Origin of the sequence: Bifidobacterium catenulatum subsp. kashiwanohense JCM 15439 = DSM 21854 (genome assembly GCF_001042615.1) — a bacterium.
Classification (GTDB): domain Bacteria; phylum Actinomycetota; class Actinomycetes; order Actinomycetales; family Bifidobacteriaceae; genus Bifidobacterium; species Bifidobacterium catenulatum.
Window position 1 is genome coordinate 1,431,453 of the sequence record NZ_AP012327.1, and the last position, 21,450, is coordinate 1,452,902.

A 21,450-nucleotide genomic window follows, 5' to 3' on the forward strand; every position below is an offset into this window, starting at 1 on the left:
CTTCACATTTCTGCCGTTAGGCAACCTCTACATAATAGCGCGACTCACGGACTCTGCAACCAGCGCGACCTGCCACGCCCTCGCGCCCTGTTCGGTGAGGAATTGCGCGACATCACGTTCCTGCGGCTCATCCGTCCAGCAGAGATTACGCAAATACTGCGGTTTGATGATGACTTCCGCGGGTGTGCGCGTATCTTCCGCTATCTGCGCCACCACCTTGCGTGCCTTGGCAAGTGTGGCGAGGCGTTCCGGATAGCGTTCCCTCCAGACTCGTGTCGCACGTGGGGCGGATGTGGCTTGCGCTTCTTGATTCTGAGGATTGCCGTTGTCTATGACCGGCCACTCGCTTTCCGGTAGATCAAGCGCCTGCTGGATTATTTTCTTCCACATGCTTGGCTTGATTTTGCGTTGGATGGGCGCGTAGCGTTCGAACATTTTCTCCTGTTCGGCGTCGGCTTGGATGCGCACACGTTCGTTGATGGAACGCACCGCCCTGAATTGTGCGGCATTGTGCGGCTTGCGCTCCGCCACTTCGATGATGGTTCTGTCGGCAAGCAGCAGCGTTGGCGAAATATCGTATTGGCGCGCCAGCTCGTCTCGCTTGGTCCATAGTGCTTTCGCCACAGCCAAGGCCTGACGATCCTTCATGATTTCGGTGATATGCGAGATGCGCAGCCATGGAACGGGATGCTCCTTACGTGGCGCGGTTCCTTCGCGCAGCGCGTAATCGAATTCCTCCTCGGCCCATTCGATTTTGCCTTGACGGCGCAGCTCGGCGCGCATGATCGTTTCCAGCTCAATCAGCAATTCAACATCCAACGCCGCATAATTGCGCCAGTCACGCGGCAACGGACGGTATGACCAATCGGCTGCGGAATGCTCTTTGGCAAGTGTCAATCCCAAGTAATGCTCAGTGACGGCGGCCAAACCGAACCGTTTCATGCCGAGCAGTCTCGCGGCGATCTCGGTGTCGAACAACCGCTGCGGCTTCAATCCAAGGTCATTGAATCCTGGCAGATCCTGCAGAGAATCATGCAGAATCCATACCGCGTCGCCTACGGCAGCATTGAAATCGTTCCAATCAACACCTTCGGCAGTCAATGCCTGCGGGTCAAGCAATCCTATGCCGGCACCGTCCCTTTTGAACTGCACCAACCAATCGTCATGACCGTATCGGAAACCGGATGCTCGCTCCGCATCGGCAGCAAGAGACCCGTGTGAGGACGCCAAAGCGCTGCAGTACTCGCGAAATGCCGGTAGGGTGTCGATCACATCGGGCACGCCCTCACGCGGCTCGGCCTGCAACCTTGGCTCGTCAGTCAACGGAATAATCCTCCTCGGATTGCGTCATGGACCGGAGGAATTCCGCCCATGCACCCACCTGAGCGCCTGCGTCAAGACCTCCATCGGCATAGTCTAATGGCGTCCAAGACACACGAATCTCACATCCGGTTTCTGGAGCGTCGGATTGCCTGCCAAATACCGTGCTTCTCGTAACGGTGACGGTTCCTGAAACATGTTCGACACCGTATGCGCCGATCTGGTCCACCATCGCATCCCAATACATGGATGGCGTCAGGCAGTCCCTTTCGTTGCCAGGCAATGGCAACGCGGCGAATGCGGCGCAACGCCAATGCGAATGCCAGTCGTTTCGGTATTTATGCGAATACAACACCATGATCCAACCGGTGGAACGCGTCTCATCGCAGCCCATTTCAACGCCGATGCCGAAACTCGCCATGGCGCATGGTACTGGAATCTCACGATATGACACACCTGATAATCGTGGCATGCATTCCACGGAAAGCACGGCATCCCACACTTTGTCTGGTACGCCGGAGGGTCGAGTCAACATTGATTCAGGAGGGGCTGCGCAGGCGCACGATCCCCTACCTGTGGTGCGCGCTTCGTTGGGTGCACCTTGAGGAAAAGCATAGATGTCCGCCATGGTTCAAGACTACGGCAGCGACACCGTTTCCATGGTATTTCACAGCATTTCGCCACGCGTCGAATGTGAAGATTTTTCCGCGTGGCGAACGCTGGTTCAACAGTTGCGCGAATATTCCTTTTTCGATCGCTGAGGCATTTTCAAACGATTGATTTGCTTGGGATCGTTGGCTGGAATATGCGAGGCTTCCCGTTTAGTAGACGGTAAAGCCGTGCGATTGGAATTGTTCCACTGCACGCTGTTTCATTGCCGCGGACGGCCCTTTCTGATCTTCCAGCGGGTAGGGAATGTCGAGCATATGCCATTTTGGGCGGCCCAGCTGGTGGAATCCGAGCACGTCGATATGTTCCACGGCGTCGCCGAACGATTCGCAGATCTTCGCCACGTTCTCAACGTTTTCCTCGGACGAGGTGAGCCCTGGTACGAGTACGAAACGCACCCAGATCTTCTTGCCTGCTTTGGCCAGTCGTTGTCCGAAATCGATTGTCGGCTGCAAAATGCCTCCGGTAACCTTCTTGTAGGTTTCCTCGTCGCCGGACTTGACATCAAGCAGACACAGGTCGATATCGTCCACCATGTCGTCGGTATAGCTTGCGCCAAGGAATCCGGAAGTGTCGAGGCATGTGTGCACACCCATCTCCTTGGCCGCATGGAACACGCGGGAGACGAATGCTGGTTGCATCATGGATTCGCCGCCTGAGAAGGTGATGCCGCCATGCGTCGCCTTGAAAAGGTCAGCATAACGTTCGATCTTTTTGACCATGGCTTCGTAGTAGACGGGTTTGCCATCACGCATTTTCCACGTGTCTGGATTCTGGCAGTACTGGCAACGCAATGGGCAGCCGCTCATGAAAACGGTCATACGTGTTCCCGGACCGTCGACGGACGTGTTAATGTCCCAAGAATGCACGAAACCGATATCGCCGCTTTTCAGCGCGTTGATGCGATCGCGACGGTCTAATCCGATCGGCGATTCAAAGCCCGATAATCCTCCCATAAGCGTCTGGTTGACATAGCTTTGCGATTCTCTGAGCATGTGCCTGGTTGTGGAGCGAAAATGTACGTTCTCAGACATCCGTGTCCTTTCGTTGTATCTCTCCAATGGGTTTCCCATATTGCACGGGGAAAACAATGGGGCGGAGCTTTCACACTCCACCCCATTGTCGTCTACCGTTTCACGCGGTGCCGTTCAGTCTCAGTCGACGACGGCGCCCTGGTGGAACGTACGGGAAATCACGTCGAGCTGCTGTTCCTTGGTGAGCTTGACGAAGTTCACCGCGTAGCCGGAGACGCGCACGGTCAGGTGCGGGTACTTCTCCGGGTGATCGACGGCATCCTCGAGCTGTTCCTTACGCAGCACGTTGATGTTGGCGTGGTACAGACCATGGCCATTGCCGGCGTCCAGAATGCCCACAAGGTTGCCGATGCGCTCGTCCTCATCGCGGCCCAGACCGTCAGGGGTGATGGTGTTGGTCAGCGAAATGCCGTCAAGAGCGTCGTTGTAGTCGATCTTACCGACGGAGAACATGGACGGCAGCATACCGTGGGAGTCCATGCCGTTCTCCGGATTTGCGCCCGGAGCGTACGGGGTGCCCTTCTTGTGGCCGGACGGGAAGGCACCGGTGGCCTTGCCGTATTCCACGTTGGAGGTGATGGTCAGGATGGACTGGGTCGGGACTGCTCCACGGTACACCGGCAGGCGCTTGACTTGGCCCATAACGGTGGAGACGACCCACTTGGCGATCTCGTCGGCACGATCATCGTCGTTGCCATACAGCGGGAACTCGCCTTCGGTGCGGTAGCCGACGATCAGATCGTCATCGGCACCTTCAACGTACTCCGCCTCGTGACCCGGGGTGGTCTTGGCGTCCTTGTTGTAGATCGGGTAAACCTTAGCGTACTTGCATGCGGACAGGGAATCAGCTGCGATGGACAGACCGGACATACCACAACCGAGGGTACGGTACACCTCCTTGTCGTGCAGAGCCATCTCGATGGACTCGTATGCATACTTATCGTGCATGTAGTGGATGATGTTCAGGGCCATGACGTAGGTCTCGGACAGCCATTCGAGAGCCTTCTCGTAGTTGGCCTTAACCTTCTCGTAATCCAAGGAGCCGTCAGCTTCCGGCTGAATCGGCTCGATAACGCCCTTGTCGATGACCTGCATGCCGGTCATCTCGTCGCGACCGCCGTTGATGGCGTACAACAGAGCCTTGGCGGAGTTCACACGAGCTGCGAAGAACTGCATCTGCTTGCCCACACGCATTGGGGAAACGCAGCATGCGATTGCAGCGTCATCGCCCCAGTGTGAGCGGATTTCCTTGTCGGACTCGTACTGGATTGCCGAGGTGTCGATGGAGATCTTGGCGCAGAAGCGCTTGTAGGCTTCCGGCAGCTTCGGATCCCAGAAGATGGTGATGTTCGGCTCCGGGCCAGGTCCAAGGTGCTCGAGCGTCAGGGTGTTGAGCAGACGGAACGAAGTCTTGGTGACCAAGGTACGGCCGTCGTCGCCGAAGCCTGCGTCGGACCAGGTCGCCCAGTACGGATCGCCGGAGAAGATCGCGTCGTAATCCTGGGTACGCAGGAAGCGCACGATACGCAACTTCATGACCAGGTTGTCGATGATCTCCTGAGCGTCGGTCTCAGTGATCTTACCGGACTTCAAGTCACGCTCGAAGTACACGTCGAAGAAGGTGGAGACGCGACCGAACGACATTGCGGCGCCATCCTGGCTCTTGACGGAAGCAAGGTAGCCCATGTAGGTCCACTGCACTGCTTCCTGAGCGGTCTGTGCCGGGCGGGACAGGTCAAGACCATACTCGTTGCCGAGGTTGATCAGCTGCTTCAGGGCCTTGATCTGCTCGTCATGCTCTTCGCGGAAGCGGATCCAGTGCTCGATCTCCGGTTCGGTGAAGTCGTTGCGGTACGGCACGGAGTCCTTGTCGCGCTGCTTGAACTTGATCAGGGCGTTCACACCGTACAGTGCCACACGACGGTAATCGCCGATGATGCGGCCACGGCCGTAGGCATCCGGCAGACCGGTGAGGATCTTGTTGTGGCGGGCAACCTTGATCTGCTTGGTGTACACGCCGAATACGCCGTCATTGTGGGTCTTGCGGTACTTGGTGAAAATCTTCTTGATTTCCGGATCCGGCTCCTTGCCAGCTTCCTTGATGGCTTGCTCGACCATACGCCAACCGCCGTTCGGCATCATGGCACGCTTGCAAGGAACGTCGGTCTGCAGGCCGACAACCACATTGTCAACTTCCGGAGAATCGATGTAGCCAGCGCCGAATGCGTCGATGCCAGCCGGGGTGTGGGTGTCGACGTCGTAGACGCGCTGCTTACGCTCTACTGCCAGATAGTTGTCATCAAGATACTGCCACAGGTGCTTGGTCTTCTCGGTGGCGTCAGCCAGGAAGGACTCGTCGCCCTCATAAGGCGTATAGTTCTTCTGAATAAAGTCACGGACATCAATGTCCTTCTGCCAGTTGCCCTCAGCGAAGCCTTCCCAAGCCTTAGCCTGAAGCTCTTCCGGGGAGACTGCCATCGCATCAACTGCTGCCATTTCCACTCCTTCTGGGTGTTGGTTTGGCGACGCATCGTTACGTCGTCGCTAGTTACCGATTCTAGCTGCACGAACCTGTAAAGAACCTGAGTTTGAGAGGAAATATAAGTGACATATGTCACAATTGCGAAGTATAAGAAAAATCGCGGTGCCGTAATCCAGGCACCGCGATTTCTTATATCGAATCAACTACTTCTCATCGGAAGACCAGCGTTTCCATTCGCGATCCTGTTCTTCCCATTTGATGTTGCGTTCCTGCACAATCTTCCATGCATCGAGCGCGTCTTCCCTGGTTTTGTAGGGTCCCATACGATGGCTCGCCGGTGAGATCATACCCAGTTCAGGCTGTTCGGAGACCGTATTGAAATACCATTGCTTTTCCATATCACTCCTTACGAAGCATGTAACGAAACAATAGTTCGTCGATGTTTTATTCGCGGAATGCGTTGGTGATCGGCAAGCGGCGGTCACGTCCGAACGCCAATGCCGTCACCTTTGGCCCAAGCGGGTATTGACGACGCTTCCATTCGGCACGATCGACCAGTCGCATAACCGTGTCGACGGTGGTTTCATCGAAGCCGTCGGCGAGAAGATCCTCACGACCATGCGCATGTTCAATGTACATGGCCAGCACTTGGTCGAGCAGCTCGTACTCCGGCAGAGAATCGGAATCCTTTTGCCCTGGGCGAAGCTCGGCGGACGGGGCTTTCTCGATCGAATTGACGGGAATCATCACGCCATCCGGCAATGGCGTTCCTTTAGAGCCCTGTTCGTTGCCCACAACATGTAGCCCGCCGATGCCCATGCCCTCGGCGGCAGCCTTGTTACGCCAGCGGGAAATCTCCCACACGCGAGTCTTCAGCAGATCCTTAATCGGAGCATATCCGCCGACTGCATCACCATAAATGGTGGAATAACCGCAGGCAAGCTCCGACTTGTTGCCCGTGGCGACGGCCAGAAGTCCCTTGGAATTCGAATACGCCATAACGATCACGCCACGAATACGCGCCTGCAAATTCTCAGCAGCCACACCTTCAAGATCAAGCTGCTTTTGGAAGGAGACGAACAGCGGCTCAATAGGCTGAACATCATAGTGTGCGCCAATATTCTTCGCCAAATCGGCAGCATCATCCTTCGAGCCGTCAGACGAATACATGCTCGGCATAGAAATGCCATACACATTGGACCCACCCACGGCATCAGCAGCCATGGCAGCCACCAATGCGGAGTCGATACCTCCAGACAAGCCCAAGCACACACCCTTGAAATGGTTCTTTGCCATGTAATCTTTCAAGCCGAGCACACAAGCGGTATACACTTCCTCATCCGGATCAGGCTTGGCCGCGATAACACCGACCTGCTGATGTTCGGCGGCAGTATCCAAATCAAAGAAGCTCAAATCCTCCATGAACATCGGAGAACGTTCCAGCAGTGTACCGTCAGCGTCAACCACGAAACTGCCACCATCGAACACCAGATCGTCCTGACCACCCACCTGATTGAGGTAGATCATCGGCGCGTTCACTTCAGCCGCACGGCGTACCGCAAGATCGAGTCGAGTATCAGTCTTACCCTCCTCATACGGAGAACCGTTCATGGTAAGCAGCAGATCAATATGTTGCTCGGCAAGTTCTGCCACAGGACCGCCATCCTGCCAGATATCCTCGCAAATAGCCACACCAATACGTGCGCCATCCACATCAAGCACCATGGACTTATCGCCAGGACTGAAAATGCGGAATTCGTCAAACACACCGTAGTTGGGCAGGAAGTGCTTGTCATAGCCGGCCCAAACCACGCCATCATGCAATACAACAAGTCGATTACGCGGCTTAGACGTTTCACGATCAGTGCCGACCGTGCCAACCACCACAAACAGGTTGCCAAGCCCATCGGCAGCCAGTTCAGTAGCAAGCCAGTTGGCTTTATTCCATGCGGCTTTGCGGAAGGTGGCCCGCAACGCGAGATCTTCAATCGGATAGCCAGTAAGCGTCATTTCAGGAAAAACCACGACTTGCGCATTGTTGTTGGCTGCAAGGTGCGCATAACGCATGACCTTGTCTGCGTTGGAGTCAAGATCTCCCACACAAGTATCGATTTGGGCGAGGGCGAAGCGAATGTTTGTCATAGTTGTCTAGTGTATTGCGATTTGCGTATCAAACATGCAAACGGCACGCATGTGGCGAGAAAAACCACATGCGTGCCGATGAGCGCTGCATTCATATCGGTTTGCAGGAGGATTGCACGAAATCCAGCCGGCTTACGCAAGTTCGTTCAACACAGTAAGCGCCGCGTTGGCATAGAATTCCACACCTGCCTGCAAGGATTCATCCAATCCCACAAAATTCGGACTATGCCAATCAGGACATCCTTCCTCACCATTGGATCCGATAAAGGCGAACACGGGCAATGTGACTTTGGCGTATTCGCAGAAGTCCTCCCCCGCCATCGACGGATGAATCGGCTCAAGCTGCGCATACTCTCGCACGTCATCGGCCACGATCTTCGACAGTCCCTCGTCGGAGACCAGCGGATCCTGAAAATCATCCCAGTCGATGTCGGCGGTGATGCCATAACCGGCTGCGATGGCGTTGACTTGTTCCTTGAAGCGTTCGCCTACCATGATGCCGTCGGATTTGTGGAAGTAACGGACGGTACCTTGGAAGCTCGCCTTGTCTGGAATCACGTTCCACACGTGGCCGCCGTGTAGTTCGGTGATGGACAGCACGAGAGGATGGAATGGAGACACATTGCGGCTCACGATGGTTTGCAAGGCAAGGATCATGGTGGCAAGCGCCTCGATGGGTCCGGTGCCCTTGTGCGGGTAGCCTGCATGCGTGCCCGTAGCGTGGAGCGTGACATGGAATTTCACACATCCGGCCATCATGGGGTCGGGGCCGATGGCAATCTGCCCGGGCGCATAGTTTGGATTGTTGTGCGCACCGATGATGGCGGAAACATCGGCCAGCAGTCCTGCGTCGATCATGGCGCGTGCGCCGGTGCCTGTTTCTTCGGACGGCTGGAACAGCAGTTTGATGGAGCCCTTGATCTGCTTGCGACGCTTGGCAAGCCAGAATGCCGCTCCCAACAGATATGACATGTGCAGGTCGTGGCCGCAGCCGTGCATCACTCCATCGTTGACCGAGGAGAATGGCAATCCTGTGTCCTCCTGAATGGGAAGACCGTCGATGTCGGCGCGCAATGCGATGCGCGGTCCGGGTTGTTCTCCGCGGATCAGCCCGACTACACCCGATTCGAGCGGATTGTTCAGGATTTCGATGTCGTGCGCCCTGAGCAGTTGCTCAATGTAGGCGCTTGTTTTGAATTCCTTGAAGCTACGCTCCGGATGGGCGTGCAGGTAATGGCGGATTTCGATGAGTTCCGGCGTGATTTCGACATGTTCAATCATCTTGTGCGAATCCCTTGGTTTCTTTTCTCCCTTAAGCGGCTTTCACCGTTGCTGTCAGCGTTTCAGCAGGTGCTTCGCGATGGCATTGGCGACGCCCTGCACCACCTGAACAAGCACAATCATAATGATTACCGCCGTCCAAGTCACAGTCTGGTCGAATTTCTGGTATCCGTAGGCGATGGCGAAATTACCGAGACCGCCGCCACCGATGTATCCGGCCATAGCCGACATGTCAAGTACGCCGATGAACAGGAATGCGTAGGCGAGAATCAGCGGCGCGAGAGCCTCCGGAATAAGCACGGTACGCACGATGGTGAATTTCGAGGCTCCCATGGCTCGCGCCGCTTCAATCACACCGGAGTCAACGGGAACCAAATTCTGTTCAACAAGCCTGGATGTGGCCATGGTGCACATGATGATCATCGGGAAGATCGCGGCGGCCGTGCCGATGGAGGTGCCGATGACTTTGATGGTCAACGGTTGCATGGCTGCGAGGAAGATGATGAACGGTATCGGTCGGATGATGTTCACGATCACGTCGAGGATGCGGTAGACGACCGCGTTTTCGAATAGGTTGCCGGGACGTGTTCCGTAGAGCACCACGCCGAGGATCAGTCCGAGAATACCGCCCACGATCATGGTGATAAGCACCATTTCCAAGGTTTGCCCGATGGATTCGAACAGAAGCGGTCGTAGTACCGTCCAGTCGCTGCGGCTTGCGAGGGTTACGCCTTCGATCTGTGTCATGCCTGCTCCTGTCCGGCCTTGATGAGGGCCTGTTCGTATGGTGTCGGCTGTGCTGCGGTGCCGAAATCGACGATATCGCTATTTTGTGCCAGTTCATTCAAGAACGATTCGACGTTGTCTCCGCCGAATTCGTAGGTGATCGCTCCGATGGCCACGCCGTTGACGGTGTCGATGCCGCCGTACAGTAGGCTGCTTCGTACGCCGTGTTTGGCGATGAGTTGTGAAATGTTCTGCCCGGATGCCGCGATGACGGTACCATCTTCACGCTCTTCGACGTCATGCTGTCGAATAAGCACGGTGACGATGTGCCCGGGATTTTCCTCATGCATGGTGTTGATGCGCGACTCTTCCGGAATGCCGCTGATGGCGGTGGAGATGAATCGTTTGGTCACCGGCTGTCGCGGGGCCGCGAACACGTCGTAGACGCTGCCGGATTCCACTACCTTGCCGGAGCTCATGACCGCCACACGGTTGGCGATCTGCTGCACGACGTTCATCTGATGGGTGATGAGCACGATGGTGATGCCCATTTCCTCATTGACTCGTTTAAGCAGCGACAATACTTCCGTGGTGGTTTCCGGATCCAGAGCGCTGGTCGCCTCGTCGGCAAGCAGGATCTTAGGATTCGTGGCCAACGCCCTGGCGATGCCGACACGCTGCTTCTGGCCGCCGGAAAGCTGCGACGGATATTTGTTCGCATGGTCACTTAAGCCTACGAAGTCAAGCAATTGTGCTACGCGCTTGTCTTGATAATCCTTGCGCCAATGGTCGAGCTGCAACGGATAGGCGATGTTCTGCGCCACTGTTTTGGTGGAGAATAGGTTGAACTGCTGGAAGATCATGCCGATTTTCTGTCGGATTGGGCGAAGCTTGGATTCGCTGAGTGACGACACTTCGGTGCCAAGTACCGTGACCGTGCCCGATGTCGGCTTTTCCAAAGCATTGATCAGGCGCACCAATGTGGATTTGCCGGCTCCGGAATAGCCGATGATGCCGAAAATGTCACCTTCGTTGATGGTGAGGCTCACATCGTCAACGGCGCGAGCAACGGTCGTGCCGCATTTGCCGCCGTCAGTGCTGCTGCCGCGCTGCCGGAACTCCTTGACCACATGGTCGAATGTGATGATCGGTGTGTGTTCTGTCATACTGCCGCTTTCATTGATGGTTTTTCAACCCTTGACCATACAACCACGCCTGACGTTGGTTGCACATATAGGAAAGCCCCCTCCTTGGAGGGAGCTTTCCGAAAAGGACTTACTCGGCGTCCTTGGCTTCCTGTTCGATCGTCTTCAGGTAACCCTGAAGTTCGGATGCGCTGAACTTGTCAGCCAGAACCGCGGTGCCGCCGGAATTCTCCTGCAGTTTGTCAAGCACGCTCGTAGTTTGGAAGACCTCAACGACCTTCTTGTAGACTTCGTTGTTCACGTCGGCCTTGCGGGTGGCGAAGATGTTGATGTACGGGCGGGCTTCTTCGGATTCGGCATCATCCTGGTAGATGGCGTCAGTGGCCTTCAAACCGGCGTCGGTGACATAATCGTTGTTGATGACGCCTGCCGCGACCTGCGGGTCCTTCAGGGAGTTGGCGACCTGCTCCGCCTTCAGCGGGGTGACCTTGACCTTAGATTTGGATTCGTCGATGTCCTGCGGAGTGGAGAACGGCGTCCAATTGCCCTTCATCGTTACCAGACCTGCAGCCTTGAGCACGCCGATGGCGCGGGCCTGATTGGTCTCGTCGTTCGGAATCGGAATGGTGCTGCCTTCAGGAATCTCGTCGATGCTCTTGTACTTGGTGGAATACACACCGAGCGGGTAGATTGCCACGCCGCCGATCGGCTGCAGATCCTTGTTGTTCTGCACATTGTAGTTGGCCAAGTACAGCAGGTGCTGGAACTCGTTGAGGTCAAGCTCACCGGAGTCGACGGCCGGATTCTCGGAAGTGTAATCCTGGAAATCAACGATATCAACGTACAGGTTCTGCTTTTCGGCCTGCTTCTTGAATTCCACCCACTGCGGATCGGTGGCGCCCACCACGCCGATCTTCACCGGGTTGGCTTCGGTTCCCTTCTCCGCGGTCTTGTCGGATCCGTTAAACGCACGAACTCCAAAGAACGCTCCGACCGCGACCAATGCGACCACCACGACGGCGATGATGATGTTACGTACCGTGTGATTGACGCGGACCGGTTCTTCCGGCAATCCTGCCGGCTGCTGATTTGCTTCTGCCATGATGAATCCTCTCTTCTTCCTCATTGCTTTGCATGGTTTCCAACGTGTCTTCGATGAGCTGCATGCCATCGCGTCGTGTCCAACCATACGCGACACTTCCGTTACGAGACGCCGAAACCTAAGAATCACCTTATCGGAGTTCGTTATAGCGGGTGTTCAATCGTAATGATTCCAGCATTTTCATCAATCCTCCGAAATGCATGAAATCATGCGCGATAGTGACAGGCACTGGTGTGTCGGCAATCATGTCCGCTCCCTACACTGAAGCAAGCGAGCAATTACGAAATCACATATTCGGAAGGTGTTTTCCATGACCGCAATCGACATCAAAGCGGCGTTTTTCGATATCGACGGAACGTTGACGAGCTTCACCACGCATGTCGTGCCGCAATCCACCATTGACGCGCTGCACGCGCTGCAATCCAATGGCGTCAAGATTTTCATCTGCACCGGTCGCCCTCCCGCGCAGATGAATGTCGTGTTGGACACCATTCCCGTCGATTTCGATGGCATTGTCGGGTTCAATGGCCAGTACTGCATTGACGGCAGCGGATTTTTGGAAAAGCAGACGCTTGACTCAACCGATGTGACCACGATCGTGCGTTGGCTGGATGAGCATGAGGACATCGTCGCCTGCATCGGCGAAGAGGATTACGTGTATTTCAACCACAGCAACGATCAGATGCGCCGCACGTGGGCAAGCTTGGGTAAAACCGCACCGGACGTGTTCTTCGACGATCCACGTGTGCGCACGGCGGAACATGAAACATTCCAGATGAGCCCATATATCAGTCGTGATCAGGAGACTGAATTGCTGTCGCTGTTGCCGAATACGCGCGGTGTGCGCTGGCATCCGGATTTCGTTGATTTGATTCCCGCTGACGGCGGCAAAAATCGCGGCATTCAGCGTTTCCTCGATCATTATGGATGGTCGAAGAAGCAGACGATTTCGTTCGGCGATGGCGGCAATGACGTGGATATGCTGCGTTTCACTGGCATCGGTGTAGCCATGGGCAATGCGACCGAGGAACCGAGAGCAGTCGCCGATTACATTACCGACGATGTCGATCACGATGGTATTTGGAATGCACTTAAGCATTTCGATATCATCTGACTCTCTACTGTTGGCCGTATTTCATTTCACTGCAGAAAGTAGATGCATACGGATATGCAACCATGTGGAAGTTCCGATACGGAAACCATTGAAAATGGCACGCAATCCTACAAATAACAGATTCACGGCAAGCCACAGCAATGCCATACGCAGCGCGGAAGAAGCCTGTATCGCATCGCATATCCGACCAATCGCAGCAAGACAGGGCACATATATTGCAGCCGTCGCCGCACACGTCAATGCAAGATACCGGTAATCCCCTGCCCCAATCAGAATGCCATCAACAGCCCACATCCAACCAGCCAACGGCAATGTCATGCCAACAACCATCATGCCAACGGTGAGCAAATGCTGAATCTCAGTAGACTGCGAAAACAGCGGGGACGCACACCATCCGGCAATCATCAAACCAATGCCGATTACCGTTCCTCCGCATAATCCTGCCTTGCCAGCGATTCTCGTCAAACGCATGGCCTCGTCCTCTTTGCGGGCACCAATCTGCGCGGCAACCAACGTCTGACCGGCAATACCAATGGCATCAAGCATGTTCAACACAAAATTCCAACTGGAATTCACCACCTGATATGCAGCCAACACTTCCACACCCATATGCGTGGCCAGCACCACATTCGCCACCAGGCATGCACGCAACGCAAGCGTACGCAAAAACAACACCGCACCATCGCCAGCACTGTTCAACACTCCTGACAAACGAGGCCGCAAACGGGCACCTTCCGCACGAGTCCACAACACCGCAGGAACAATAAGCACCACTGCCATAAGCCATTGCGAAATCAGCGTGGCCACTCCAGAACCAAACACACCCCAACCGAATCCGAGAATAAACAGCAGGTCCAGCAACGTATTGAGTATCGCACCCACCATAGCAGCTATCAACGTGATACGAACCTTCTGCAGTCCGCGGAAAATACCGTTGGCCGCATACACCAGCAACATGCCGGGAATGCCGAACACCACTGCGCGAACATAGTCAACCGCGTTATGCAGTACACTCCCCTGGGCTCCCATGGCCGTGCACAACGGGCGTGCAATAACGAACAGCGCCACAGACACCACCACGCCAATGATTCCAGCCAACCACAGGCCATCAATGCCTGCTTCCAAACCTTCACTCCGTTTGCCGGCGCCCAAAAGACGTCCCACCTGCGTTGTGGTGCTATACGCAAGAAACACACATAGCCCCACAACAGTGAGCACAATGGTTGACCCGACCGACAGACCGGCGAGCGCCTGCCCGCCAATATGTCCGACAATGGCGGTGTCGATGAGCACGAATGCTGGTTCGGCGATAAGTTGCCCGAACGTTGGTATGGCCAGTGTGAGAATGGTGCTGATGGTGGTGCATGATGCGTTGTTTGCGGTATCTGTTTCGTGAGTATTCTGCGAAGTTGATGTGGTCATAATCGTAAGCGTCTGGCGTGTTGAGAACTACATGTGCAGTGTAAGGTCACGTGTTTCACCATCGCCGTTGATTGCTCAGATTTTGACTATGCCTGTTTTGCGCTATTGAGAATGTCGTCGAAGGTTTTCGCTTATTGTCTGCATGAAAGAAATAGTCGAATCTGTCTCTATGGAGATGACGGATTCGATTATGTTGAAGTACAGATTGATTTCACCCAATTCGACTGCCATGTCAGGTATGGTAATCTCAAAACAACATATAACCCCGAACCATCCAGAACATCGATAAGCTAAATTACCTGCAACTGAAGTGAGGACGGAATCATGAGCGATGAGTTCCCTGGTCTGTTGTATTGCGCGGGCGCGTTAATCGCAGTGGCCTCTTGGGCTCTTTTTATGTTCTCGAAAAAAGTTCATCGGGAAGGCCGAACAGTATCCATCCTGCGACTGTCCGTCATTTGGATACCGTTCCTCGTGAGTTCGGCGCTGGCTCTCGCATCGTATCCGGTTTTTGAAATGTACCTGGGATCCATGGATCCGGATGTTATCGATTTCTACAGTCAGCCGTTCATACGGCTACTGCCGGCAGCGACCTGCATAGTGAATCTGTGCGTATCGACATGCTGCTCCATGGCTCTTGTCAACAAGCGCAGAAAAACCGAGCATCGAAACATCTGAATCACAGCGTTCGAGAGGAGATGCCGTGGAAAAACCGCTGCTTCTGCTGGCCTTGGTGCCGCTGGCCATCAGACTGGCCTTGATGTTCGTCGTGATTCGGTCCAAAAAACTGCGAGAAGACACGCAAAAGGACTCTTTTGCGTGTCTTCTCGACGCTCATGGTCGTTGCCGGCGCGTTAATCGTCGCGAGCCAATTCGTATGACGCTTCACGCTGCGGCTCGGCTTCCCAGCTATCGGCCGCGGCCAATCCATGGCTCTCTGCGCCATTCCCGCAATCGCACCACCGGTCGGTTTCAAACCCATGAGACACTTAAGACCATGACTACCATCATCATGCGCACCTCTGACGATAACTCCCCATGGTCGTTTTTGGCTTTATTCCAAGGTTTCCGATTTTTGGGAAACCTGCCGGTTACGCTCGTTTTCCACGAGGCACCTACAGGCACCCAAGAATAATCCGGGAACGTTCCACCACCCTGCCGGCGCTCAGCGTCTTCGCCGACCGGCACGGAAAAGCGCAATACCCCCTGTGGTTTCATGATGTTCCGCATGGGTGGTGCCCAGAAGCATTCACCCGGCAGCATGTCTCCATGGCGGACAATAGACAGAACGATACGCAGCCCGTGCAACCGTCCCAGCCGCCAATGGCATCCAAATCCATCCCGAATCCCACAGGCCCATTGCAGACAGCCCAGATCAGCTGGCTCATGGTCCAAAGCCGCCTGCGACGCCACCGTCCCAATAGCAGGAACGGTCAGCTGCGCAGTATGATTTCCGCCCTGTCGGCCAGTTCCCGTTCGCGCACACCCATGGCAGACAGGATCGCTTGGCTCCGCGATGGCATGGTGGAGGTCACCCGTGCGACCAATGCGGAGAAGCGACCGAACAATTCCAAGTAATCGTCCTTGTCAAGCAAATAACCAAGATCACCGATGGCCTGATACACGTTCTCGTTAGCGCGCCCATCGTACCGGGCACAATAGCAGCGCTCGTCATGCGCGCACAGGTTGCGGTAGAACACCAGTCTGTTGAAGATGCTGTCCAGCCGCTTGATGGTGATGCGCCGTGGCCTGTCGTGCGTGTCCGCATACAAACCGGTGAAACTTTCGGCGACCGCCAATCGGACGGCCGGGGACTGGACTTGGAAGAACCATACCGTCTGACCGAAGGAAAGATCGTTGGCCAGCACCCACAACGGGACCTGGCCGTTGTGGTCTTCCATGCAATGGCGGATATACGCCTTGCCGCCATAGTCGCCCCTGTTGCGCGGGTTGCCGTCCAACTCAAGTATCCGCTTGAAGACCTTGTCGATCAATGCCATAGCGCTCGGACGGCACCTGGAATCATAATAGTCGGGATTGAGATACGGGTTGACCTCGTCGGGGTGCAGCCCGGTGAACTCATGCGCGCACACTGCCTTGAGCGCGGCCTCCGCCCGTGTGATGGAGGAAAACAACAGTTCACGCAACTCACGGTCGAACAGGAACAGGGCGTACAGATCATCGAAACGCGCGCCCGTTCCGTACCGGTCATCACCAGCGGTCAGGCATGCCTTTCGGTCGAGGAACAAATCCTTATAGCCATTGACGATCGGATAATAGCCCTCGCGCCTGAGCACATGACCCGCACCGGCATCGACGGCCACGCCACGGGAGCGCAGAATGCGCAGCTGTTCGTTCACACTCCTGTAGGGCTTGCGCAACGACATGGATCCGACCTCCCCCAATCCAGCGATGAAAGCACTGAGGCCACCCCGCGTCCACGGAATGGCCTCAGCGAACCGAACGAAGTCCAGCTTATTTCGCTGTTACAGAATAGCGCCAATCCCCCGCGAATGCAACCCAGCCAGACGGCGGACGATATAATGAAACCTCCATATCATCATTCCAGAGGCACACGCCGGTCCATCAAGACCACCACCAGAAAAACCCAAACGCCCACAAAGGAGAAGACGCGCGCCTCCACGAGGCCTGTATGCCCCTCGCTCTTTCAATCGTCTGCACGAACCGGGCGAAGTCGTAGATGCCGTATGTCGTACATCGATGATGTCGGGTCCCCAAGCAGGGTGCTCGTGGCTCTTCACCAGGAGGCTGGAACACTTTCTCGTCGATGCCGCAGGAGCGACGCAAGCCTTCCGCTCCTTGAACTGGGCCTGGCCTCTCCGGCAAGCCCTACTACAATAGGACTCATTCCTCCGCAGTTCGAGAATCGAGTCAATATGCGCCGAATTTGCCACATTCTTGCAGGTATCCTAGTGGATACCGGACTCTTACGCACAGTAAGCGGCTTTATTTTTGACTACCTGCATCCGGAAGACGTGTCTAGCTTTCCTTCATACCTTTATTTTTTACGAGCAGTCCCCTTCCTTATCGCTGCTGGTGCTGTCGAAACTATTTTATTCCTGATAAAAAGGAGAAATAAATGAAGAAACTCAAACAAATTGTCACTGCTCTAGTATCTGTAATATTGGCTGGAACTGTAACAGTAAATGCGTCGGCAGCAGAATCTATGGAAACTCCCTATAGGAGTCCTACCCTATCTAGTTTTCCGTCTAATGCTTCTCTGGAAGATTTTGAGAAAACCTCAGATAACGAAGATCTGAGAATTATCTCATCTCCTTCTCGGGGCGCTAATTACAAAACGCGTGCTGCAGAGGCTGTAGCTTTATGGCGGATTTATTCCACTACAGGATCCGGCTCATCATCTAGTTTCACGAATCTCGGCCATTCTTGGCTTATGATCACAAACCTGTCTGGTTCTACGGTAAACATTGCTGGGATTAACGTTGCTGATGGTAAATCTATAACAGCAAGCACTTGGGATGAATCCGTAGATGTCAGTAGAGAACATAAGGGTCTATGGCTCAATCTTGATTCGAAGCTTAATTCCAACGGTATTAATCTTCAGAATGTTTCCATTCAATTACCCCTAAGACAAATTGATTTAGATACAGTGAATACTAATATTAAGAATAACGATAAATGGGGTTATCTTACCAACTGTTCTACTTTCGCTTCAAAAATTTGGAATTCAATTGCTAGTGGCAGCAGTAAAGTTGACGCTGGATCCATCAATACACCAGCCAGTCTAGCAAAGAGTATTACAAAAGTTGGTGAGGCAGAATCATATACATTGTTAAAGTACAATACTTCTTCACCGCATTACGATTCCGTATATTACGACTATCCTCCCATAAAGAGTAATAACAATAATTAGATAACCAAATCTGTCTGGTAAAGCCGGACTAGTTTTATCTATAATGTGAACCGCAAGTGTTGGCATAGCGCTTGCGGCTCATACGCACGATAAGCAAGAGCCACAGCATTCCCACCCGGTCTCAAGCCCATGAGACACTTAAGACCATGACTACCATCATCATGCGCACCTCCGATGATAATCGTGGTCAGCTGTTTTTGGCTTTGTTCCAAGGCTTTCAATTTTTGGGAAACCTGCCGATTACCCTCGTCTTCCACGAGGCACCTACAGGCACCCAAGCATAATCTCGACTGATTCCCACCCCGACGGTCAGCCATAACTGGACATACCGTCAAAACCAAAACAGTCACCTATACGAAGGCCAAGGACACACAGACTAATCGACATCAAAAGAGCGAACAGGCAAGTTCAGCTCATTCTCTAGATTGTTAATCGCCCTGCTCATTTTGCCTATCAAATCACCATTACGAATATGCTCAGGAAAACTGAGCTTATCACGCCGAAGTTCCTCCTCGAGACATTTTTCCGCTTCCTGATTACGCATTGTAACTGTTGAACAAATTAGGGGGTAACTGATTTCCTTCTGGGCGGAGGGACTGAAAGCAACAGAGAAATCTGTAATGGAATCCAGCCATACTTGGTCTTTTGCCGTCACTAAAACTGCGTTCGCTCCAACATAATTGCTCTGATGCTCGAGTCTAGCTGGAGGGACTAACATACCAAGTCGATATCCATCAAGAGCCTGAATAAACCATGCATCCCATGCGGCATTCCATGCTTTTTGTCCTAGACTTTTCCTCTTATGATCGACTTTAAGAAGTGAGCGTGCTTTCCCCTTGCTTGCTTCATCTCCTAGGAGAAGAGCAGCCGCTATCACTCTTGCGTATGCAGAAACACATCCAAGCTCCTCACGGACCCATTCGCAATGCTCCTGAAACTTTTCGACACCATTATGTCTATTGGCTCCTTGCACCAGATTAAGCAAATGAAGTAAAGCGCCATATGCAGGCATAATGAACGAACGAGGATCTCCATCGTCCATCCCCAACATTGATGGCGAAGGAATTGAGACTTTTCCTTTCTCCCACTGTTTATCCCGCTTAACAGGGGGATGTCTGCTATCGAAAGCCTTATCAATCTTCTCCTGATTCCAATTCACAACTGTTTGTACCGCACGGTAGATACGCCGACAACGTAAACGGTCGAACCCCTCTTGCCGAAAACAAGTCTCTGCTAAAGCAAAACCAAATACAACGTCTGGACGCACTTGCTTATTGGGCGACATAGTTACAAGAAGCTGATGGAGCCCCGACGCCGAATTCGGATTCAGCCCATCAAAATAAAAATTCCTAATATCAATCAAAACCAATGAGTCTAATAGAAACACATCAGCCTCACAGAGATCAAAATCCCCGTTGGTAATAAGCCTGTATTTACCTATATCACGTAATTTGTTCATACAACTTATCATATTCATTCGCCCGAATACTATGGGGCTGGCGATAATGACATCAGCTACGTTGCACTTGGCATGATTGAGAGCAAAGAGCTATATGAAGAGGCCGCGAAGCTAGGCATCAACCGCCGAGTCGCAGTCAACCCAAACAATTTCCTAAAAGGGGAAAGTCAATGAAGGACACGGAGAACAGGCCACCATCGAGAAAACGCAGGAAATGGGGATCGGTGATCGTCCGCAGGGACACGGACGGCAACCCGACCAGTTTCCAGGCGCGATACGTCAACCCGCTCGATCCGCCCAAGAAGGTCGGCCGGAACTTCGGTCTGGAATACGAGACGGAGGCCTATAAGTGGCTCGACGAGGAGCACTACCTCGTCACGCTCCACAACAAAGGCATCCGCCAATGGGTTCACCCATCGCAGCGAGGCGCGGGCACAATGCCCACATTCAGGGAATACTCCAAAGACTATTTCGACGGATACCGCAAACCGGACGGCAGCAAGCTATCCGGCCGGTCCAACCGGTGCAACGAGATCGTGCTACGCCGGCTCAACGAGGCGTTCGGCGACACACCGCTCGACCGCATCACCCGCCAGATGGTCGACGAATGGTACGTGAACGCCAGGGACGAGCTGACGGCATGGACGTTCGAGCAGGCGGCGCGAACGCTCAAACGGGTCATGCTCGCCGCCGCGACCGAGCAGGCGGACGGCACCCCGCCGCTCATCCCCGCGAGCCCGTGCCGGTACCGCGTCATCAAACCGCAATCCAAACGACGTGACCAGCCGCCGGTCACCGCCGACGAGATCAACAGGCTGGCCACGCTCTTCCCCGACTACCAACGGCTCGCGCTCTGGCTCTCCCTCCTGGTAGGCGGACTGCGCATCGGCGAGGTATGCGCACTGCAACTCAGGGACATCGACCTGGAGAACCTGCAACTCCACGTCCGACGCTCCGTCAACCGCGGCCCCGACGACAGGGGCAAATACCGGTTGTGCGAGCCCAAGACCAAAAGCAGCAAAAGGGTCGTACCCATCCCGAAACCGCTCGCCCCACTCATCGAGGACCATATCAGCCGGTTCTGCAAGGACCGCAAACCCGACACCATGCTGTTCCACTCGACCATGCTGGACGACTGGCTGCTCCCGCCCACGACCATCGAACGAACATTCCGCATGGCCCGTGAAAAGATCGGACGACCCGACATCACCTTCCACTCGTTGCGCGCCACGCACGCCACCATGCTCGTCCTCGAGGGCGGGACCATGCGCGAGACGATGGACGACCTCGGACACACCAGCCTCACCGTCGCGGTGGACAGCTACCAACGGGTCGTCAGAGAACACCACCGCGACACCGTGGAACTCCTCGCCTACCGGTACATGCCATCGAACGATCCGACCGTAATCCGCACGGTCATCGATCAGAAGGAACGCCAGATCGACAAGCTCCGGGACGAAGTGGAAAGACTCAGGAAGATCCTGCTGGAACGGGATACCGGAATACCGACGGACCCGGACACCGTTTTACCGAAAAACCAAAACCGGTAAAGACCGGCATCAAACGGAACAGCCTCACACGTCTAAGTGTTGCAACAAGTACAGCGGCAACGCTTAAACACGTGAGGCAGCCACGGTCGAAGCGCGAGGCAATGCCTTC

The 21,450-nt window shown here is 54.4% G+C and carries 20 protein-coding genes; 7 read left to right on the forward strand and 13 right to left on the reverse strand.

Annotated features, from left to right (window positions below):
• Positions 1-27 precede the first annotated feature (27 nt).
• Together BBKW_RS06260 and BBKW_RS06265 are read right to left on the reverse strand one after the other, a co-directional pair.
• The gene (locus BBKW_RS06260) at positions 28-1,323 is read right to left on the reverse strand and encodes an HRDC domain-containing protein (RefSeq protein ID WP_003834511.1); all 1,296 of its coding nucleotides are present in this window, start codon (positions 1,321-1,323) and stop codon (positions 28-30) included.
• Entirely contained in the window at positions 1,316-1,948 is a 633-nt protein-coding gene (locus BBKW_RS06265; protein ID WP_033500997.1) for a DUF3000 family protein, read from the reverse strand. The genes BBKW_RS06260 and BBKW_RS06265 overlap by 8 nt, the downstream gene beginning before the upstream one ends.
• Between BBKW_RS06265 and BBKW_RS10540 the strand changes: the two genes are divergently transcribed.
• Entirely contained in the window at positions 1,938-2,081 is a 144-nt protein-coding gene (locus BBKW_RS10540; protein ID WP_157872368.1) for a hypothetical protein, read from the forward strand. The two genes, BBKW_RS06265 and BBKW_RS10540, sit on opposite strands and share 11 nt — an antisense overlap.
• Before the next feature lie 60 nt (positions 2,082-2,141).
• Here the strand turns inward: BBKW_RS10540 and pflA are convergent, their stop codons facing one another.
• The 8 genes from pflA to BBKW_RS06305 form a co-directional block, all read right to left on the reverse strand.
• Positions 2,142-3,023, reverse strand: coding sequence for a pyruvate formate-lyase-activating protein (gene pflA / locus BBKW_RS06270; protein WP_033500996.1), 882 nt, complete (start codon positions 3,021-3,023; stop codon positions 2,142-2,144).
• Between the two features lie 120 nt (positions 3,024-3,143).
• On the reverse strand, positions 3,144-5,519 hold the full coding sequence (gene pflB, locus BBKW_RS06275) for a formate C-acetyltransferase (RefSeq protein ID WP_033500995.1): 2,376 nt from the start codon (positions 5,517-5,519) through the stop codon (positions 3,144-3,146).
• A 189-nt stretch (positions 5,520-5,708) separates the two neighbouring features.
• On the reverse strand, positions 5,709-5,903 hold the full coding sequence (locus BBKW_RS06280; RefSeq protein WP_033500994.1) for a hypothetical protein: 195 nt from the start codon (positions 5,901-5,903) through the stop codon (positions 5,709-5,711).
• 46 nt (positions 5,904-5,949) lie between these two features.
• Entirely contained in the window at positions 5,950-7,647 is a 1,698-nt protein-coding gene (locus BBKW_RS06285) for an NAD+ synthase (protein WP_033500993.1), read from the reverse strand.
• A gap of 132 nt (positions 7,648-7,779) precedes the next feature.
• Positions 7,780-8,928, reverse strand: coding sequence for a M20 metallopeptidase family protein (locus BBKW_RS06290; RefSeq protein WP_033500992.1), 1,149 nt, complete (start codon positions 8,926-8,928; stop codon positions 7,780-7,782).
• A 54-nt stretch (positions 8,929-8,982) separates the two neighbouring features.
• Positions 8,983-9,675, reverse strand: a complete 693-nt coding sequence (locus tag BBKW_RS06295) for a methionine ABC transporter permease (protein ID WP_033500991.1) — start codon at positions 9,673-9,675, stop codon at positions 8,983-8,985.
• Positions 9,672-10,820, reverse strand: a complete 1,149-nt coding sequence (locus tag BBKW_RS06300) for a methionine ABC transporter ATP-binding protein (protein WP_033500990.1) — start codon at positions 10,818-10,820, stop codon at positions 9,672-9,674. Before BBKW_RS06300 ends, BBKW_RS06295 begins: the two co-directional genes overlap by 4 nt.
• 109 nt (positions 10,821-10,929) lie before the next feature.
• Positions 10,930-11,901: a MetQ/NlpA family ABC transporter substrate-binding protein gene (locus BBKW_RS06305; protein ID WP_033501096.1), complete on the reverse strand. Its 972-nt coding sequence runs from the start codon at positions 11,899-11,901 to the stop codon at positions 10,930-10,932.
• Between the two features lie 310 nt (positions 11,902-12,211).
• Between BBKW_RS06305 and BBKW_RS06310 the strand changes: the two genes are divergently transcribed.
• Positions 12,212-13,015: a Cof-type HAD-IIB family hydrolase gene (locus BBKW_RS06310; RefSeq protein WP_033500989.1), complete on the forward strand. Its 804-nt coding sequence runs from the start codon at positions 12,212-12,214 to the stop codon at positions 13,013-13,015.
• A 21-nt stretch (positions 13,016-13,036) separates the two neighbouring features.
• On the opposite strand, the gene BBKW_RS06315 is transcribed toward BBKW_RS06310, so the two are convergent.
• Positions 13,037-14,437 carry an MATE family efflux transporter gene (locus BBKW_RS06315; protein ID WP_033500988.1) on the reverse strand — a complete coding sequence of 467 codons (1,401 nt, stop codon included), beginning with the start codon at positions 14,435-14,437 and terminating at the stop codon, positions 13,037-13,039.
• Positions 14,438-14,761: 324 nt separating this feature from the next.
• On the opposite strand from BBKW_RS06315, the gene BBKW_RS06320 reads away from it, so the two are divergent.
• Both BBKW_RS06320 and BBKW_RS10215 read left to right on the forward strand, forming a co-directional pair.
• On the forward strand, positions 14,762-15,115 hold the full coding sequence (locus BBKW_RS06320) for a hypothetical protein (protein WP_033500987.1): 354 nt from the start codon (positions 14,762-14,764) through the stop codon (positions 15,113-15,115).
• A gap of 25 nt (positions 15,116-15,140) precedes the next feature.
• On the forward strand, positions 15,141-15,572 hold the full coding sequence (locus BBKW_RS10215; protein WP_081962258.1) for a hypothetical protein: 432 nt from the start codon (positions 15,141-15,143) through the stop codon (positions 15,570-15,572).
• Between the two features lie 298 nt (positions 15,573-15,870).
• Here the strand turns inward: BBKW_RS10215 and BBKW_RS06335 are convergent, their stop codons facing one another.
• Positions 15,871-16,824, reverse strand: a complete 954-nt coding sequence (locus BBKW_RS06335) for an Abi family protein (protein WP_033500984.1) — start codon at positions 16,822-16,824, stop codon at positions 15,871-15,873.
• A 713-nt stretch (positions 16,825-17,537) separates the two neighbouring features.
• Here BBKW_RS06335 and BBKW_RS10545 point away from each other — a divergent pair.
• Together BBKW_RS10545 and BBKW_RS10800 are read left to right on the forward strand one after the other, a co-directional pair.
• Positions 17,538-18,332 carry a hypothetical protein gene (locus BBKW_RS10545; RefSeq protein WP_128832392.1) on the forward strand — a complete coding sequence of 265 codons (795 nt, stop codon included), beginning with the start codon at positions 17,538-17,540 and terminating at the stop codon, positions 18,330-18,332.
• Positions 18,333-18,478: 146 nt separating this feature from the next.
• Positions 18,479-18,616 carry a hypothetical protein gene (locus BBKW_RS10800; protein WP_007055276.1) on the forward strand — a complete coding sequence of 46 codons (138 nt, stop codon included), beginning with the start codon at positions 18,479-18,481 and terminating at the stop codon, positions 18,614-18,616.
• A gap of 92 nt (positions 18,617-18,708) precedes the next feature.
• Here BBKW_RS10800 and BBKW_RS06340 read toward each other — a convergent pair whose 3' ends face one another.
• Complete coding sequence (locus BBKW_RS06340; RefSeq protein ID WP_033500983.1) at positions 18,709-19,791, reverse strand: hypothetical protein; 1,083 nt, start codon at positions 19,789-19,791, stop codon at positions 18,709-18,711.
• A gap of 170 nt (positions 19,792-19,961) precedes the next feature.
• Here BBKW_RS06340 and BBKW_RS06345 point away from each other — a divergent pair, with 170 nt between their 5' ends.
• Complete coding sequence (locus BBKW_RS06345) at positions 19,962-21,341, forward strand: tyrosine-type recombinase/integrase (protein WP_033500982.1); 1,380 nt, start codon at positions 19,962-19,964, stop codon at positions 21,339-21,341.
• Positions 21,342-21,450 lie beyond the last annotated feature (109 nt).